Raw genomic sequence first — 16,688 nt, 5'->3', positions numbered from 1 at the left:
GTTCCATTTTAGTTGCTCTCCCAATGGTTAATTTCGGTGACTTGTACACCATGCTGACACAGATAATTCACTGAATCATTAATATGATTATCATTTCCTTTTAATTGCACAAACATGCTGCCTAGCACGGTATTTTGAATCTCGGACATATGGGCAAATAAAATATTGACGATGACCTTTTGTTGCAGTATTAGCTTATTTACTACGGGCTCTGATGCTGAACTACCCAAAAATTCAAGTTTGAATAATCGAATATTGTCTTTTGTTTTTTCTAGCGCGAGCAAGTTTTTGACCACTCCATCAGGGATTTGATCATTAATCACGGTACTTACAAAATTTTGTGTTGTTTGGTGTTTTGGATGACCAAAAACATCAAGTACATTGCCATGTTCAATGATTTCTCCTTTTTCCATGACGGCTACTTTATGACAAATTTGCTCAATAACATGCATTTCATGAGTGATTAGTACGACTGTTATTTGATATTTTTCGTTAATTTTTTTGATTAAATCTAGAATGTCTTGAGTTGTTTGTGGGTCAAGTGCAGAGGTGGCTTCATCACATAATAAGATATCAGGGTTATTTGCTAAAGCACGAGCAATACCAATCCGTTGTTTTTGCCCACCTGATAGCTCTTTAGGATAACTATTGGCTTTTTCACTTAATCCAACAAAAGCTAAAAGTTCATGAACTCTTTTTTGTATAGTTTGTTTTTTTTCTTTAAGTAAAATTAGCGGTATGGCTATATTTTCAAATACAGTTTTTGATTCTAATAAATTAAAATGCTGAAAAATCATACCAATTTTTCGTCTTACTTGCCGTAATTCACTATTTGATAATTGGTTGAGAACTTGATTTTGGATAATGACATTACCTTTTGTCGGTTTTTCAAGAAAGTTAATTAACCGAACTAATGTGCTTTTACCCGCTCCACTATAACCAATGATACCGTAAATATCGCCTTTACGAATGGTTAAATTAATATTGTTTAATGCTTGTGTGGTGATGCCATTTCGCTCATATTGTTTAAAAACATTTTCAAATCTAATCATTATTTGTAACCCATTTATTTTGTTTGAGTTGAATATTTGGATAAATAATTAACCAAAGGCATTATCATGATATGGTGAATTTTAAATTTGGGATTATTATTCAACGATGTAATTTATGTTTATTTAACGGTAACATAGGTTAGTTTTCTGCCCTAATAATCGTTTTTTATATCTTATTCCTTAAAGTTATAAGATAGAATCACTTGGAATAAATGAACCGCTTTTTTTGTGCTACAGTGTTTTATGTTTGCAACTTATAGGGGTATTTTTTATGAAAACATTTTTTACTGAACACAAATTTTTTAGGTATATTGCCTTCGCATTGGTGGTTAGCTCAATAAGTTTGATTACGGCTTGCGATAAATCATCAAACCAAGCTAATAATCAAACAAAAAAAGAGATCAGTATGGGAGTATCGCCAGGGCCTTATAATGATTTGTTTAATGATGCTGTTAAGCCAATACTTGAATCCGAAGGTTATAAAGTTAAACTAGTTAGTTTTCCACATTTGCTTGAATCTGATATCGCTCTAACTGAGGGTAGTATCGATTTAACCGTTGCACAGCATACAGCTTATATGGACGTATTTAATGCACAACGTAAGGCACATTTAAAGTCGGTTGTTCATGTGCCATCGGTGCCTGCTGCAGTATTTTCGAATAAATATACCTCATTAAAGCAAGTTTTTTCGGGGGCTAAAGTGGCTATTCCGCAAGATGCTTCTAATGCAGCTCGCTCATATAATTTATTAGAAAAGGCAGGATGGATAAAATTAAAGGAAAACACTAACCCTATTATTGTGAGTAAAAATGATATAGCTGAGAATATCGCAGGTATTGAAATCATTGAAATGGATTCGGCTAACATTCCTCGTGTATTAGATGAGTTAGATTTTGCAGTAATCCCAGGTAGTATCGTTTATTCTGCCAATATAGATTCAAATAAAGCACTTCTTTCAGAAACTATCATTCCAGACTTAGAGATTATGGTGGTAGTTAATGAGGGAAACGAAAATAGCCAATGGGCACAAGATATTAAACGCATTTATCAGTCCCAACAGTTTAAGGATTATATGAAAACACATAATCAAAATGGTTATTGGGTAATGCCTAAAGAATAAACGAGAAAAAATAAAGCCCGTTGATAACGGGCATTTTAATATCTTGCCATTTGTTGATCAATTATGCATGCCCAAGCATCAATTCCCCCTGTAAGGTTATAAAGGTAATCGTTATCAAAACCATTTTCAGCTAAATAGTTAGCGACATTAAGGCTTCTTATGCCGTGATGACAATAAATAATAATATCGATTTCATCAGGGATTTTGTCTAAATACAAGGGAATTAGGTTCATTGGAATATGCGTTGCACCATTAATTTTGCAAATAGCGACCTCGTTAGCTTCGCGTACATCAAGTAAGAAAATATTATCAGACTGGCTTAGTTTTTGTGCCAGTTCTGTTGGTGTGATTTCTTTTATTGTCATTATTTAAGACTCATGAGAATAATTGTCAAAAAATTTCAGCTAGACATGTGTTTGAGTATCAAACTTCAATTTTTCATTTATGTTATACCATCCTGTAAGGATATTACAAGATGGTAATATTTTTGCGATTTATGCTTCTAATGCTTTGCTAATTTTTTCAAATAAATCTTTAGATAAATTTTCAATTTTTAGTAAGTCTTCAAGTGCTTTTCGCATCTGTTGTTGACGTTTTTCATCATAACGTTTTAATCGAATCAGCGGATCGATGAGTCTAGCTGCAACTTGCGGATTTTTTTGGTTTAACTCTGTGAGGATTTCAACTAAGAATTGATAACCACTACCATCTTTAGCATGAAATGCCACAGGATTATTATTTACAAAGGAACCAATTAATGCACGGATGCGATTTGGATTACTGAGCGTAAATGAGCGGTGAGTTAATAATTTTTTCACTGTAGCAAGGACATTTTTATCTGGGCTTGTTGCGTTCAATGCTAACCATTTATCCATAACAAGTCCATCTTGATGCCATTTATCATCAAAGTTTACTAATAGCTCTGTTCGACAATCAAGTTCAGCTTTTACCGCTACATTTAAGGCAGCTAAACAATCAGTCATATTATTTGCTTGATGATATTGTTGGCTAACTAATGTATTAGCGTGCGAACTATCATCGGCATAGGCTAATAAAGTTAAACAACAGTTTTTAAGTGATCGCTTAGCAATATCATTATGTTTAATTTGATATTGTGAAGTGTTATTGTGGTGATAAACGGCTAATAATTCATCATAAAGTTCGTTTGCAAATTGAGTTAGTAAAAACAGACGGACTTCATGAATAGCGATTGGATCAACCACAGTAAATAAATTAGCTAATTCGTTTTCAGATGGCAAGGTCAAGATCTGCGCGATAAGGAAAGGATCAGTATTTTCTGATAGCAATACCGCTCGAAATGCATCTAATACTGAATCAGGTAGTGCTAATTTTTGATTTTCTTGATAATTTTTTACATTTAAACGAACATATTTTGCCAATAGCATTTGCGCTGCATCGTAGCGGCTAAATGCGTTAGTCGCGTGCTGCATTAGGAAAATGAGATCATTATCTTGATAATCATAAGTCAACTTAACGGGTGCTGAAAAATCACGTAATAATGAAATGATCGGCTTTTCAGTCACGTTATCAAAGATAAATTGTTGTGTGCTCTGTGTTAAATTTAAAACATGGTGAATAGGTTGGCCTTGGTATTGCAATGTAATAACTTTGCCATCATGTTGATATAATTCAATATCAAGCGGGATATGTAATGCTTGTTTTTGATTTTGATCTTGTGTTGCTGGCGTATATTGTTCTACCGTTAAAGTATATTGTTGGTTTTTTTCGTCGTAATTATCGGTAACGGTTAGTTCAGGTGTACCTGATTGACTATACCATAATTTAAACTGAGTTAAATCGATACCTGAGGCATCTTGCATGGCTGCAACAAAATCATCACACGTTGCGGCACTGCCATCATGGCGTTTAAAGTAGAGTTTCATGCCTGCTTGGAATTTTTCTTCACCTAACAAGGTATGCATCATACGAATAACTTCAGCTCCTTTTTCGTATACGGTGACTGTATAAAAGTTATTCATTTCAATGACTTGTTCAGGGCGAATAGGGTGAGACATAGGGCTGGCATCTTCGGCAAATTGAACGGTACGTAAAAGTTTTACATCTTCAATTCGTTTGACTGCACGAGATCCCATATCGGCGCTAAATTCCTGATCACGAAATACCGTTAATCCTTCTTTTAAACTGAGTTGGAACCAGTCACGACAGGTGACTCTATTACCTGTCCAGTTGTGAAAATATTCATGACCAATTACCCCTTCAATACCTAGATAGTCATCATCTGTTGCTGTTTGTGGTTTGGCAAGCACATATTTTGAATTAAAGATATTTAATCCTTTGTTTTCCATTGCTCCCATATTGAAAAAATCGACTGCAACGATCATAAAAATATCTAAATCATATTCAAGTCCAAAACGTGTTTCGTCCCAACGCATGGCATTTTTTAAACTTGTCATTGCCCAGTGCGAACGATCTAAATTACCTTTATCAACATAAATTTCTAAATCAACTGTGCGTTTGGATTGCGTGATAAACTGATCTTTTAAAATATCAAAATCACCAGCAACTAAGGCAAATAAGTAAGCAGGTTTAGGGAAGGGATCTTGCCATTGCACCCAATGACGTCCATCAGCAAGTTCGCCTTGTGCGATGCGATTACCATTCGAAAGTAGGTAAGGATAGCGTTGTTTATTAGCAGTAATGCGTGTTGTAAAGCGTGCAAGCACATCGGGTCGGTCAAGATAATAAGTGATATGACGGAATCCTTCCGCTTCACATTGAGTACAAAGCGCTTCGCCTGATACATATAATCCTTCAAGTGCGGTATTATCAATTGGTTTGATTTCGTTAACAATCGTTAAAGTAAACTCAGCAGGCACGTTTTGAATGATTAATCCTGTTTTCGTGATTTGGTAATCATGCCATGGTTGCTCGTCGATATTAATGGAAATCAATTTAAGGTCTTCACCGTCTAAAATTAAATCGTTCGCTTGCTGATTTTTTTGAACGATGCGGCTACGAGCTGTTACTGTTGTTATTTCTGGCGCTAAATCAAAATCAAGATCAATGTCGGTAATAGTAAAATTAGGCGCCTTATAATCAAGACGGTTTTTTGCAATAGGTTGTGATTCAGGTATTTTTGTATTCATGTTGTTATGACCTTTTGGTTTGGACTCAATTTATATGTTGTGCTAGCGAATATTATAGCCGATTAAAACAATCTTATTACATAATTAATCTATATCTTCATTATTATTCTGCTATAATCTCTGGAATTTTCTTTAAAGTAATAGCACTAAATTTACATGTTACCAGCGATAATTACATCAATATTAGATACTGATGCTTATAAGTTGCATATGCAACAGGCCGTATTTCATCACTATCCTGAAGCAACCGTGGTTGCACAGTTTCGTTGTCGTAGTGATGATCTACTTGGGCAATATGCAGATCAAATAATACATCAAGTGAAATTAATGGAATCATTAGCTTTGTCTGATGATGAATTTGACTATTTATCAAATATCATCTTTTTTAAATCTGACTATTTAAATTGGCTTAAAAAATGGCGTTTTAATAGTAATTTGCTTACTATAAAAAATGAAGATGGAATGCTTTCCATTACCATTAAAGGTAAATGGTTAGATGTCATTTTATGGGAAGTGCCATTACTTGCTGTTATTAGTGAGATTGTCCATAAAGATCGTTCGCCAAATATTGGCGTTCCTGAAGCATTGGCAAGGCTAAAAGATAAATTAGCCTTGTTTAATGAGAAAACAGCTAATATGGATATGTCGGGTTTTAATTTAATGGATTTTGGTACTCGTAGGCGTTATTCGTTTGCGGTGCAAGAGGCTGTTGTTAGTTATTTGAAAACGCATTTTAATAACTTTCACAGTACTAGCAATTATTTACTTGCCTATCGTTTAGGGCTTACTCCTGTTGGAACTCAAGCACATGAGTGGTTTCAAGCTCATCAGCGTTTAAGCTATAGTCTTCAGGATTGTCAAACAAATGCGCTTCAGGTTTGGTTAGATGAATATCCTCATGACTTGGGAGTGGCATTGACCGATTGTATTACAATGGATGCGTTTTTACGTGATTTTGACCTGCACTTTGCGTCTCACTATCAAGGGCTTCGTCATGATTCGGGTGATTCAATTGAGTGGGGAGAAAAGGCGATTGCGCATTACCAGCAGTTAGGCATTGATCCTAAAACAAAGTTATTGGTATTTTCAGACAGTTTGAATTTTGATAAGGCACTTAATATTTATCAACATTTTAATCATCGCGTAAAATTATCTTTTGGCGTAGGTGGTTTTTTGGCTTGCGATATTCCTTCTAAAGAAGCGAATACTAAAGCATTGAATATTGTACTTAAATTAACGGAATGCAATAATCAGTCCGTTGCAAAACTATCAGATAGTCCAGGGAAAACAATATCTCAGGATTTAGATTTTATTGATGAATTAAAACGAACTTTTAGTGTTAAAATTTGATAATAATTAATATTTAACCTATCGTTCATATTAGAAAATAGAGATCAGTAATCAAGATTTTATTATTTAAGAATTCCATTTTGCTATGGAATAACCGTTAGAATAGATCTGTATTACTTTAAAGATTACTTAAACAATTAATGTAGAGATGGATAATTAAAATGACTTCAGTTGCACCTATTGTTGATGTGTTACAAGGCAAAATTGCTGTTGGTAGCACAATTTCCGTTCAAGGTTGGGTAAGAACTCGGCGTGATTCTAAAGCCGGCATTTCATTTTTAGCCGTTTATGATGGCTCTTGCTTTGATCCTATTCAGGCGGTTATTGAAAATAATTTACCTAATTATGAACAAGAGATCTTACGTTTAACAGCTGGTTGTTCGGTTAAAGTCACGGGTAAAGTGGTGGAATCACCAGGTCAAGGTCAGAAATATGAATTACAAGCAACACAAGTTGAAGTATATGGCTTTGTTGATGATCCTGAAACTTACCCAATGGCAGCTAAACGTCACTCTATTGAATATTTGCGAGAAGTGGCTCATTTACGAGCAAGAACCAATATTGTTGGTGCGATAACACGTGTACGCCATACACTTGCACAAGCTATTCACCAATTTTTCGATGAACGTGGCTTTTATTGGTTATCAACACCAATTATTACTGCATCAGATACCGAAGGGGCGGGCGAAATGTTCCGTGTTTCAACACTTGATATGTTAAATCTGCCTAAATCGGACAACGGTAAGGTTGATTTTGATAAAGACTTTTTCGGTAAAGAAGCTTTTTTAACTGTTTCTGGGCAACTAAATGCCGAAACTTATGCTTGTGCACTTTCTAAAGTTTATACTTTCGGTCCAACATTTAGAGCTGAAAACTCAAATACAACTCGCCATTTAGCTGAGTTTTGGATGATGGAGCCTGAAGTGGCGTTTGCTGACCTCAATGACAATGCTAAACTTGCCGAAGACATGCTGAAATATGTGTTTAAAGCTGTGTTAGAAAAACGAGCTGATGATATGCAATTTTTTGCTCAGCATGTTGATAAAGAAGCAATTAATCGCCTTGAGAACTTTATTAATGCTGATTTTGCTCAAGTTGATTACACTGATGCTATCACCATTTTGCAAAACTGTGATGCTCAGTTTGAAAACCCTGTCAGTTGGGGAATTGATTTAGCCTCAGAACATGAACGTTACTTAGCGGAACAGCATTTTAAAGCACCAGTGGTTGTCAAAAACTACCCTAAAGACATTAAAGCATTTTATATGCGTATGAATGATGATGGTAAAACAGTTGCAGCGATGGACGTTTTAGCTCCGGGGATTGGTGAAATTATTGGTGGTTCACAGCGTGAGGAGCGTTTAGATATGTTGGATAAACGTATGGAAGAAATGGGACTTAAAAAAGAAGATTATTGGTGGTATCGTGACTTACGCCGTTATGGTACAGTACCTCACTCTGGATTTGGTCTTGGTTTTGAACGTCTGATTGTTTATGTCACCGGCGTGCAAAATGTACGCGATGTGATCCCATTCCCAAGAACACCGCGTAATGCAAATTTTTAAGCTGATTAAATTTCCCGATCTGACATAGGATTGGGATTCTTTGTTAATTAAGTTTTAGCTCAAAAATGATTAAAAAATAATCAAACAGTCTTGATTTTAGGCTTTGACAACGGGTTTTATGAAAAGTTCGCTTGATTTTAAAAAAAATTTATACATAATTTACGCTACTGTAAAAAGTAAATAAAGATAATAGCAATACTATTATCTTTGGGATGAATAATTTTTAAACAAAAATTGACACTAAACTTATGGGATGTGTCTTTTTTAGAAAAATAACCATGAGGGTAAAAAATGAAACGTAATCTATTAGCAATCGCTATCCCTGCTCTTTTAGTAGCAGCAGGTGCAAATGCGTCTATCGAAGTTTGGAACAAAGACGGTAATAAAGTTGACTTTTATGGCCGAGTAAAAGCAGCTAACAACATCACTGATCGTGGACAAGCAGGTGAAGGTGATGATACTTCAGCTCGTTTAGGTATGTCTGGTCAAACTCAAATTACTGATAGCGTAACAGGCTATGGTCGTTGGGAATACGAAGCGAAAGCAGGTAAAAACTCTAATAACGAAGTTCGTTATGCATTTGCTGGTTTAAATTTTGGTGATGCAGGTTCATTCGACTATGGTCGTAATGACGGTGTGTTAAAAGCAATCACTGCTTATACTGACGTATTACCACAATTTGGTGGTGATGCAGCAAACAACAATTGGAACGTGTTATCTGCACGTACTAAAGCAGTTGCTACTTATCGTAACAATAACTTCTTCGGTTTAACTGATGATTTAAGCTTTGCATTACAATATGCTGATAATGGTGATAATTCAAACACTGAAGATAGCATTAATGATGGTTCAAGAGAAGCTTATGGTGCAAATATTCAATGGAATATTTTTGATACAGGTTTAACTGCTGGTGCAGGTTATGCTCAATCAGCATCAAGTGAAAATCGTCACAGCACTTGGACTGGTGGTATTAAATATGATAATTATAATTTATATTTAGCAGCTAACTACTTCCAAAGTAAATTAAAAAATCGTTCTATGTTTATTGTGGCAAATAACGTTCCACTATATCTTGGTGATACCGATATAAAATACAAAGGTTTTGAATTAGTTGCTCAATACGGTATTGATTTAGAAGTTGGACGTTTAACTCCTTCTTTAGCTTATGTTCAACACAAACGTAAAACTGACTCCTTTGGTTATTATGCTAATCCTACATTACGTATTGATTCAACTAACTCACCAGAAGTTAAATATGTATCTGTAGGTGCAACTTACGATCTAAACAAAAACTTCAGTGCAATCGTTGAATACAAATTCAATCTTCTTGATCGTAAAGACATTGGTGCAGCACATAATACAAAAGTGCAGCGTGATCGTCACTTGAATAAACCAGGTACTAAAGATGTGTTAGGTGTTGGTTTAATTTACCAATTCTAATCTCTTAATATCTTATAAAAAGGCACTTAGGTGCCTTTTTTTATTTCTTAATCTTTTTCAATCTAAAAGCACATTTTATGCTTAAAAATTTTTACATTAAGTATTAAAATATTCGCAAATTCGCAGAAATAATCTAATTAACATTATTAAATAGTGAATGTGTACAATAAAATCTATTTGCTATCTAGTAAAATAGATATCACACTTATAATATAATTGCTATTTATTAGCTGTTATTTATTAAACCAAGAGCAAAACTATTTGCATCTTTAATAATATAAAACACCTACGAGGGTAAAAAATGAAACGTAATCTATTAGCAATCGCTATTCCTGCACTTTTAATTGCAGGTACAGCAAACGCTTCTATCGAAGTGTGGAATAAAGACGGTAATAAAGTTGACTTTTATGGACGTGTTTATGCTTTAAACTATATTACTGATCGCAATAATCAAACAGGCGAAGGTGATAAAACCACTGCACGTTTAGGTATGTCAGGTCAAACTCAAGTGACTGATAGTGTTACTGGCTATGGGCGTTGGGAATATGAAGCTAAAACAGGTACTAATGCCGATAATGAAACACGTTATGCATTTGCTGGTTTAAACTTTGGTGATTTTGGTTCATTCGACTATGGTCGTAATGATGGCGTGTTAAAAACGTTAACGTCTTATACTGACGTATTACCTGAATTTGGTGGTGATGCTTCAGATAATGATCTTTATGCATTAACAGCTCGTACAAAAGCCGTTGCTACTTATCGTAATGCTGATTTCTTTGGCTTAGTTAATGGTTTACGTTTTGCAGTTCAATACGCTGATAATGGTGATAATAGTTCAACTAGTCATTTCAATAAACATGCTAGTGACGATAAACGTGATAGTGCTGAAGCATGGGGATCAGTTGTTGATTGGGATGTGCTTGATACAGGCTTATCTGTTGGTGCTGGTTATGCTCAAACTGGTGGTCATAAAGATGCTAAAGCGTGGTCAGCTGGTATTAAATATGACAACGATAACCTTTATTTAGCAGCATTATATATCCAAGGCAAACAAAAATATGGTTGGGATAATGCATCAACTACTCACAGTGCAAGTGATTTAAAAACTAAAGGCTATGAACTTGTTGCACAATATGGTATTGACTTTGAAGTGGGTCGTTTAACACCATCTGTTGCTTATATTCAACATAAAGTTAAAGATGCATCTAATTATTCAAGTGATGCAGGACTTAAAAGTAATGATTTAGTTAAATATGTTGATGTTGGTTTAACTTATGATTTTAACAAAAACTTACAAGCTATTATCGATTATAAAATCAACTTGTTAGATAAAGATGATATCGGTGCACGCCGTGCTTTATATGAAGATCACTCATTTACCAAATCGCAAATCAATGGCACAACCAAAGATACAGTTGCACTTGGTTTAATTTATCAATTTTAATTGATTGTATGTGATTTTTTTAAAAGGCACTTCGGTGCCTTTTTTATTATCTGTTACCAATTAAATACTCCTTGCACTTTAATTGATACTCTGTTAAAAAATCGATAAAGATAATAATAAATTAGGATAACAATAATGCTCTATACCACACGTAGATTATTGGCTAGAAAAAACATTGCATTAGTTGCTCACGATCACTTGAAGGAATCTTTGCTAAATTGGTGTAACAAAAATCGCGAAATACTCTCTCAGCATAACTTATGCGGTACAGGTACGACAGGGACATTAATTAATAAAGAGACGGGTTTAGATATCAATCCAATGCTTAGTGGACCAATGGGGGGTGATCAACAAATTGGTGCATTAATTGCAGAAGGTAAAATTGATATCCTAATCTTTTTTTGGGATCCACTGAATGCAGTACCCCATGATCCCGATGTCAAAGCACTTTTACGGTTATCGACGGTTTGGAATATTCCTGTTGCCACTAATCAAGCAACAGCCAATGCATTAATTCAGTCTGCTATTTTTACGCAAGAAGTTGATATTGAAATTCCTGATTATCAAAGTTATTTAGCTGACAGAGTCAAATAAATGCCAATACCCTCTCAAATTCGCAAAACAGGTCGACAAATATTACTACTTGATAATTTGTTTATTGTCTTAGGTTTTTATGTCGTTTTCCCACTTGTATCAACCCATTTTGTTAGCCAAGTGGGCTGGAGTGCACTCTTTGTTGGTTTTGCGTTAGGATTTAGGCAATTTGTTCAACAAGGTTTTGGTATTATTGGCGGTGCTATTGCCGATCGATTTGGTGCAAAACCTATGATTGTTGTAGGTATGTTTTTACGCTGTGTTGGTTTTATTTCCATGGCGATTGCAGGTGAGCCTTGGTTATTATTACTTTCTTGCTTACTTTCAGCGTTAGGAGGACTATTATTTGATCCGCCTCGTATGGGACTAACTATTAAATTTACCCGTCCACATGAGCGAGGTAAGTTCATATCACTGTTAATGATACAAGATAATGCTGGAGCAGTAATAGGTGCTCTTATTGGTGGAATTTTGATTGATTATGACTTCCATTTAGTATGTTGGTGCGGTGCTTTTATTTTTTTCTTATGTGGGATTTTTAATATTTTCTTCCTACCGGCTTACCATATTGCTGTTGGTAAAGTTCCTATTGTGAATGGTATGAAAATGGTTGTGAAAGATAAAAAATTTACACGCTATGTTCTTACATTGACTGGTTATTATGTGCTATGGGTGCAAATTATGTTGATGTTACCTTTAACAATCACAAACGTATCAGGTAGCCCAAGTTATGTAAAATGGATGTATGCCATTCAAGCTAGTATTTCACTCATATTGCTTTATCCATTAGCTCGTTGGAGTGAAAAATATTTCAGATTAGATCAGCGCCTTAAATTTGGTTTATTTTTGATGTCATTTGCTTTTATCATTATTGGGTTTACAACACAATTAACATTATTATTATCACTTATTGCGTTATTCTATTTAGGAGCAATTATTGCAGAACCGGCCCGTGAAACCTTATCAACAGTACTAAGTAATCCTAAGGCAAAAGGTAGTTATATGGGATTTAGTCGTTTAGGGCTTGCTCTCGGTGGATTTATTGGTTATACCGGTGCTGGTTGGTTATATGATATCGCTATACAAATGGGATTCCCTCATTTGCCATGGATAGCGTTGACCACAATTGGTCTATTAACTTTAAGCTATCTGCAATATCAATTTAAAAATGAGCCACCAATGCAGCGTGTTAAAATGAGGAAGATTGGTTAATCTTACCATCTTTAAATAAGATTGCCTCGCCCGTATTGAGCTTATGCCATGTTTCATTTGAAGTTAATGGTAATGTAGAAATAATCGTAACAACGTCATTCGGTGTTGTATGTTGTTGAAAGTCAATTTCGACATCTTCGTCCAGCAATTTTGCTTTGCCAAAAGGCGCTTTACGGGTTATCCAATGTAAATTGGTTGAGCAGTAGGCAAACACATATCGCCCATCAGACAATAGCATATTAAATATACCAAGTTGGCTTAACTGATTGGCACATTGTTGAATAAAATTAAATAGCTCAAGATCATTAGTCGGTTTTTGCGAATACTTTTGATGTAGTTGATTTATTAAGTAACAGAAAGCATATTCGCTATCGGTTTCACCAATGGGTTGAAATAGCCCTGTATCTAAATGTTGGTAATCAGTTAATTGCCCATTGTGCGCAAAAGTCCAGTTCTTTCCCCATAGTTCGCGGGTGAATGGGTGGGTATTTTCTAGGGCAACACCACCTCGATTTGCTTGTCGAATATGGGCAATTACGGCTTTAGATTTGATGGGATATTCTTTCACCATTTTAGCAATAGGTGAATAACTGCATGGCTCGGGATCTTTGAATGTTCGGCAGCCTTTTCCTTCATAAAAAGTAATTCCCCAGCCATCTTTGTGGGGACCTTTGTCCCCACCACGTTTAATTAGGCTGGTAAAACTAAAGCAGATATCGGTTGGCACATTAGCGCTCATACCCAATAATTCACACATATTATTTAGCCATCTCTTTTTCAATAAGTAGGATTAGAATATGAATAACTTTGATATGAATTTCTTGCACACGATCTGCATAGCCAAAATGCGGAACACGAATATCGACATCAGCAAGTCCATTCATCTTACCGCCATCTTTACCCGTTAATGTAATGACTTTCATGCCTTTCTGTTTTGCTGCTTCAATTGTTTTCAACACATTAGCAGAATTACCTGAAGTTGAAATACCTAAAAGCACATCGCCTTTTTGTCCAACACCTTCAACATAACGAGAAAAAATATAGTCAAATCCATAATCGTTACCAACACAAGAAATATGACTTACATCAGATATTGCTATTGCAGGGTAAGCCGGACGATTGTCACGATAACGCCCGGTTAATTCTTCAGCAAAATGCATCGCATCACAATGAGAACCACCATTACCACATGATAAAACTTTGCCTCCTTGTTTAAACGAATTGGCAATTAAAATTGCGGCTTGTTGAATCAGTTCAAGGTTTTTATCGTCTGAAACAAATTTAGTTAATACGTCAACGGCTTGATTTAACTCATTACGAATATTGTTAATGTACACTACCATTTCTCCTTAATAAATTTATATACCATTTTAATTCGTTCCAAATAGCTTGCAAGTGATAAAAATAAAACTCCTAATTTTGAACAATATTTTCAGGAAAGAATGTGTTTAAGTATAAAAATGAATATCTAAATGAAAATAAATTAAAATCATTACTAGTAGCAAGAAATAAAATAACAACAAAATTTAAATTAATTTTAATATTAACAAATAATATATTTGCAATAGTGAAATTATTTGCATTTTTTTTAAATAATACCTTGTATATAACTTGGTCGTAACGCTATTTGCCAATAGGATAAGTCTTTAATTTGTGATACAATTTGGTTAGTATTTTTTCACTTAAAAGAAAGTGAAATAACTTTTAAAATAGAATCGATAAGGAATTAATATGCAAACAATTGAAGGTAAAGTGGCTGCACCAAAAGCCAAAGTTGCAATTGTGGTGGCACGTTTTAATCATTTTATTAATGATAGTCTAGTAAGTGGTGCAATTGATGCATTAACACGTATTGGTCAAATTGATGATAAAAACATTACTGTTATCTGGGTTCCTGGTGCTTATGAAATTCCACTTGCCGCAAAAGTTGCTGCGCAGTCGAAAAAATATGATGCAATTGTGGCATTAGGCACGGTTATTCGTGGAAGCACTGCGCATTTCGATTTTGTTGCAGGTGAATCAAGCTCAGGTTTATTAAGTGCAAGCTTAGATAACACTATTCCAGTTGGATTTGGTATTTTAACTACCGAAAGTATAGAACAAGCTATTGAACGTGCAGGCACAAAAGCGGGTAATAAAGGTGCTGAAGCGGCATTAACTGCGCTGGAAATGCTAAATATTATTAAAGCAATTAAGGAGTAATTTAGTGGCATTAGTCAATCCTCGTCGTCGAGCAAGAGAGTGTGCGGTACAAGCAATCTACTCTTGGCAAGTTTCTAAAAACGATCTTGCCGATGTTGAGACCAGTTTTATTGCAGAACAAGACATGAAAGGCGTTGATGCCAAGTATTTTCGTGAGTTATTAAACGGTGTGGCAAAAAATACCATCGAATTAGATGAAAAAATGGCGCCATACCTCACTGAACGCACTGTTGATGAATTGGGGCAAGTTGAATTAGCGATACTTCGAATCGCACTGTATGAATTAATGAAACGTCAAGATGTACCTTATAAAGTAGTGATTAATGAAGCCATTGATCTCACAAAAACGTTTGGTGCAGCTGACAGTCATAAATTTGTTAATGGTGTATTAGATAAAATTGCCCCAACCATTCGTACGCGATAACCGATTAATAGTGAGATTGATATGAACGACAATACCGAAAAAAGCAAACCAACTATTTTTTATGCTAAAAATAGTGAACCGAAAAAGTACTCTCGCTCAGCTAAAGAAAAGCTTAGTGGGTGGAAAGGTAAGCGTAAAGATGATTTATCTCCGTTTAACGCTAAACGTGATCATAATGACCGTATTGAAACGTTCAAACCTCGAAATGATAAATCTGAGTTTGTCAAAAAGAGTTTTACTGTTGAACTTAATCAATCTCAATCAGCCATTGCAAATGATTCTCCATGGCAAAAAAAAGTACGTACTAATGATCAAGCGCCTACATTTGGGTATGATGGTTATCGTCAGTGTAAAGAAGAAACGTTAGTTTATAGTGAAAATAGCTGTAAAGCGGTTTTTAAACATCGACGCACAGCCATTATAAAGCTATTTATTACCCAAGAGATGACTTATCAGTTTAAGAATTTAATCGACTGGTTAGTCAAACAGCGGCTGGGTTATGATGTTGTCTCTAGCGAGCAAATTAGCAAAATAACCCAAACTCAGCACCATGGTGGTGTTTGTTTAATTGTTAAAAAGCGTGTGCCGCTCACATTATTGGATTATTTAGAAAAAAGCAATGATAAAGATCATGATTGCATTTTAGCCATTGACGATGTTAACAATCCTCATAATCTAGGTGGGCTAATACGAAGTGCTGCTTTTTATGGAGTAAATGGCGTGATGTTACGCCAAACCAATTTACTTGATAGTGGTTCAGCTATGCGAGTAGCAGAAGGTGGGATAGAAGCCGTTGCAGCAATTAAAAGTGATGATTTTATTGCTTCAATTGATATGCTTAAACAACATGGCTATCAAGTTGTTGCATTATTACCTTGCCAATCAAAGTCTATTGCATCAAGCGAATTGCACAAAACTCGGTTTAACAAAAAGGTGGTTTTAGTTATCTTTCAGCAAATCAACATGAAGTTGATTAATAATGCTGATGTCACCTTACATATACAAGGTAATGAGAATATGCCCGCGCTTAATATTTCAGTGGCAACAGGCATTTTATTATCAAATTTGAAAAAATAAGCCATGAGGAATTTAGCTTTTATCATCGCCTAATCTATCATTGAAGTGATAAAAGCTATTTTTAATTATTGATAGCTATC

At 35.0% G+C, this 16,688-nt stretch carries 15 protein-coding genes; 10 read left to right on the top strand and 5 right to left on the bottom strand.

What is annotated here, in order from left to right:
• Window positions 1-8: 8 nt before the first annotated feature.
• Window positions 9-1,052 carry a methionine ABC transporter ATP-binding protein gene (locus tag ACYIAJ_RS03295; RefSeq protein WP_483559638.1) on the bottom strand — a complete coding sequence of 348 codons (1,044 nt, stop codon included), beginning with the start codon at window positions 1,050-1,052 and terminating at the stop codon, window positions 9-11.
• 271 nt (window positions 1,053-1,323) lie between these two features.
• On the opposite strand from ACYIAJ_RS03295, the gene ACYIAJ_RS03290 reads away from it, so the two are divergent.
• Window positions 1,324-2,172, top strand: a complete 849-nt coding sequence (locus ACYIAJ_RS03290) for a MetQ/NlpA family ABC transporter substrate-binding protein (RefSeq protein WP_091346300.1) — start codon at window positions 1,324-1,326, stop codon at window positions 2,170-2,172.
• Between the two features lie 35 nt (window positions 2,173-2,207).
• Here ACYIAJ_RS03290 and ACYIAJ_RS03285 read toward each other — a convergent pair whose 3' ends face one another.
• Entirely contained in the window at window positions 2,208-2,537 is a 330-nt protein-coding gene (locus ACYIAJ_RS03285; RefSeq protein ID WP_483559636.1) for a rhodanese-like domain-containing protein, read from the bottom strand.
• 129 nt (window positions 2,538-2,666) lie between these two features.
• The gene (gene pepN / locus ACYIAJ_RS03280; RefSeq protein ID WP_483559634.1) at window positions 2,667-5,300 is read right to left on the bottom strand and encodes an aminopeptidase N; all 2,634 of its coding nucleotides are present in this window, start codon (window positions 5,298-5,300) and stop codon (window positions 2,667-2,669) included.
• 156 nt (window positions 5,301-5,456) lie between these two features.
• Here pepN and pncB point away from each other — a divergent pair, with 156 nt between their 5' ends.
• The 6 genes from pncB to mdtH all read left to right on the top strand — a co-directional run bounded on the left by pncB (window position 5,457) and on the right by mdtH (window position 12,905).
• The gene (pncB, locus tag ACYIAJ_RS03275) at window positions 5,457-6,650 is read left to right on the top strand and encodes a nicotinate phosphoribosyltransferase (RefSeq protein ID WP_483564340.1); all 1,194 of its coding nucleotides are present in this window, start codon (window positions 5,457-5,459) and stop codon (window positions 6,648-6,650) included.
• Between the two features lie 161 nt (window positions 6,651-6,811).
• Entirely contained in the window at window positions 6,812-8,215 is a 1,404-nt protein-coding gene (gene asnS / locus ACYIAJ_RS03270) for an asparagine--tRNA ligase (RefSeq protein WP_483564339.1), read from the top strand.
• 291 nt (window positions 8,216-8,506) lie between these two features.
• Window positions 8,507-9,655, top strand: a complete 1,149-nt coding sequence (locus tag ACYIAJ_RS03265; protein WP_483564338.1) for a porin — start codon at window positions 8,507-8,509, stop codon at window positions 9,653-9,655.
• A 301-nt stretch (window positions 9,656-9,956) separates the two neighbouring features.
• Window positions 9,957-11,099 carry a porin gene (locus tag ACYIAJ_RS03260; RefSeq protein WP_483559626.1) on the top strand — a complete coding sequence of 381 codons (1,143 nt, stop codon included), beginning with the start codon at window positions 9,957-9,959 and terminating at the stop codon, window positions 11,097-11,099.
• A gap of 135 nt (window positions 11,100-11,234) precedes the next feature.
• Entirely contained in the window at window positions 11,235-11,693 is a 459-nt protein-coding gene (locus ACYIAJ_RS03255; RefSeq protein WP_091346288.1) for a methylglyoxal synthase, read from the top strand.
• A complete protein-coding gene (gene mdtH / locus ACYIAJ_RS03250; protein WP_483559624.1) occupies window positions 11,694-12,905 on the top strand; it encodes a multidrug efflux MFS transporter MdtH in 1,212 nt (403 codons plus the stop codon).
• On the opposite strand, the gene ACYIAJ_RS03245 is transcribed toward mdtH, so the two are convergent.
• Both ACYIAJ_RS03245 and lpcA read right to left on the bottom strand, forming a co-directional pair.
• On the bottom strand, window positions 12,883-13,662 hold the full coding sequence (locus tag ACYIAJ_RS03245) for a class II glutamine amidotransferase (RefSeq protein WP_483564337.1): 780 nt from the start codon (window positions 13,660-13,662) through the stop codon (window positions 12,883-12,885). The two genes, mdtH and ACYIAJ_RS03245, sit on opposite strands and share 23 nt — an antisense overlap.
• 1 nt (window position 13,663) lies before the next feature.
• On the bottom strand, window positions 13,664-14,242 hold the full coding sequence (gene lpcA / locus ACYIAJ_RS03240) for a D-sedoheptulose 7-phosphate isomerase (RefSeq protein WP_483564336.1): 579 nt from the start codon (window positions 14,240-14,242) through the stop codon (window positions 13,664-13,666).
• A 394-nt stretch (window positions 14,243-14,636) separates the two neighbouring features.
• Here lpcA and ribH point away from each other — a divergent pair, with 394 nt between their 5' ends.
• From ribH to ACYIAJ_RS03225, 3 genes are read left to right on the top strand one after another with little or no spacing between them, the layout of a single operon-like run.
• On the top strand, window positions 14,637-15,107 hold the full coding sequence (gene ribH / locus ACYIAJ_RS03235) for a 6,7-dimethyl-8-ribityllumazine synthase (protein ID WP_091346282.1): 471 nt from the start codon (window positions 14,637-14,639) through the stop codon (window positions 15,105-15,107).
• Window positions 15,108-15,111: 4 nt separating this feature from the next.
• Window positions 15,112-15,531: a transcription antitermination factor NusB gene (nusB, locus tag ACYIAJ_RS03230; RefSeq protein WP_091346280.1), complete on the top strand. Its 420-nt coding sequence runs from the start codon at window positions 15,112-15,114 to the stop codon at window positions 15,529-15,531.
• Window positions 15,532-15,552: 21 nt separating this feature from the next.
• Entirely contained in the window at window positions 15,553-16,608 is a 1,056-nt protein-coding gene (locus tag ACYIAJ_RS03225) for a TrmH family RNA methyltransferase (RefSeq protein ID WP_483564335.1), read from the top strand.
• Window positions 16,609-16,688: the final 80 nt, after the last annotated feature.

It is taken from the genome of Gilliamella sp. X-46 (assembly GCF_057063525.1).
Note: the sequence above shows the minus strand (reverse complement) of the source record. Positions and strands in the feature narration are given on the sequence as shown.

Bases quoted from the DNA above. Each gene is read 5' to 3' on its own strand.
- ACYIAJ_RS03295 (WP_483559638.1), bottom strand. From the start codon at position 1,052: ATGATTAGATTTGAAAATGTTTTTAAACAATATGAGCGAAATGGCATC.
- ACYIAJ_RS03290 (WP_091346300.1), top strand. From the start codon at position 1,324: ATGAAAACATTTTTTACTGAACACAAATTTTTTAGGTATATTGCCTTC.
- ACYIAJ_RS03285 (WP_483559636.1), bottom strand. From the start codon at position 2,537: ATGACAATAAAAGAAATCACACCAACAGAACTGGCACAAAAACTAAGC.
- pepN (WP_483559634.1), bottom strand. From the start codon at position 5,300: ATGAATACAAAAATACCTGAATCACAACCTATTGCAAAAAACCGTCTT.
- pncB (WP_483564340.1), top strand. From the start codon at position 5,457: ATGTTACCAGCGATAATTACATCAATATTAGATACTGATGCTTATAAG.
- asnS (WP_483564339.1), top strand. From the start codon at position 6,812: ATGACTTCAGTTGCACCTATTGTTGATGTGTTACAAGGCAAAATTGCT.
- ACYIAJ_RS03265 (WP_483564338.1), top strand. From the start codon at position 8,507: ATGAAACGTAATCTATTAGCAATCGCTATCCCTGCTCTTTTAGTAGCA.
- ACYIAJ_RS03260 (WP_483559626.1), top strand. From the start codon at position 9,957: ATGAAACGTAATCTATTAGCAATCGCTATTCCTGCACTTTTAATTGCA.
- ACYIAJ_RS03255 (WP_091346288.1), top strand. From the start codon at position 11,235: ATGCTCTATACCACACGTAGATTATTGGCTAGAAAAAACATTGCATTA.
- mdtH (WP_483559624.1), top strand. From the start codon at position 11,694: ATGCCAATACCCTCTCAAATTCGCAAAACAGGTCGACAAATATTACTA.
- ACYIAJ_RS03245 (WP_483564337.1), bottom strand. From the start codon at position 13,662: ATGTGTGAATTATTGGGTATGAGCGCTAATGTGCCAACCGATATCTGC.
- ribH (WP_091346282.1), top strand. From the start codon at position 14,637: ATGCAAACAATTGAAGGTAAAGTGGCTGCACCAAAAGCCAAAGTTGCA.
- ACYIAJ_RS03225 (WP_483564335.1), top strand. From the start codon at position 15,553: ATGAACGACAATACCGAAAAAAGCAAACCAACTATTTTTTATGCTAAA.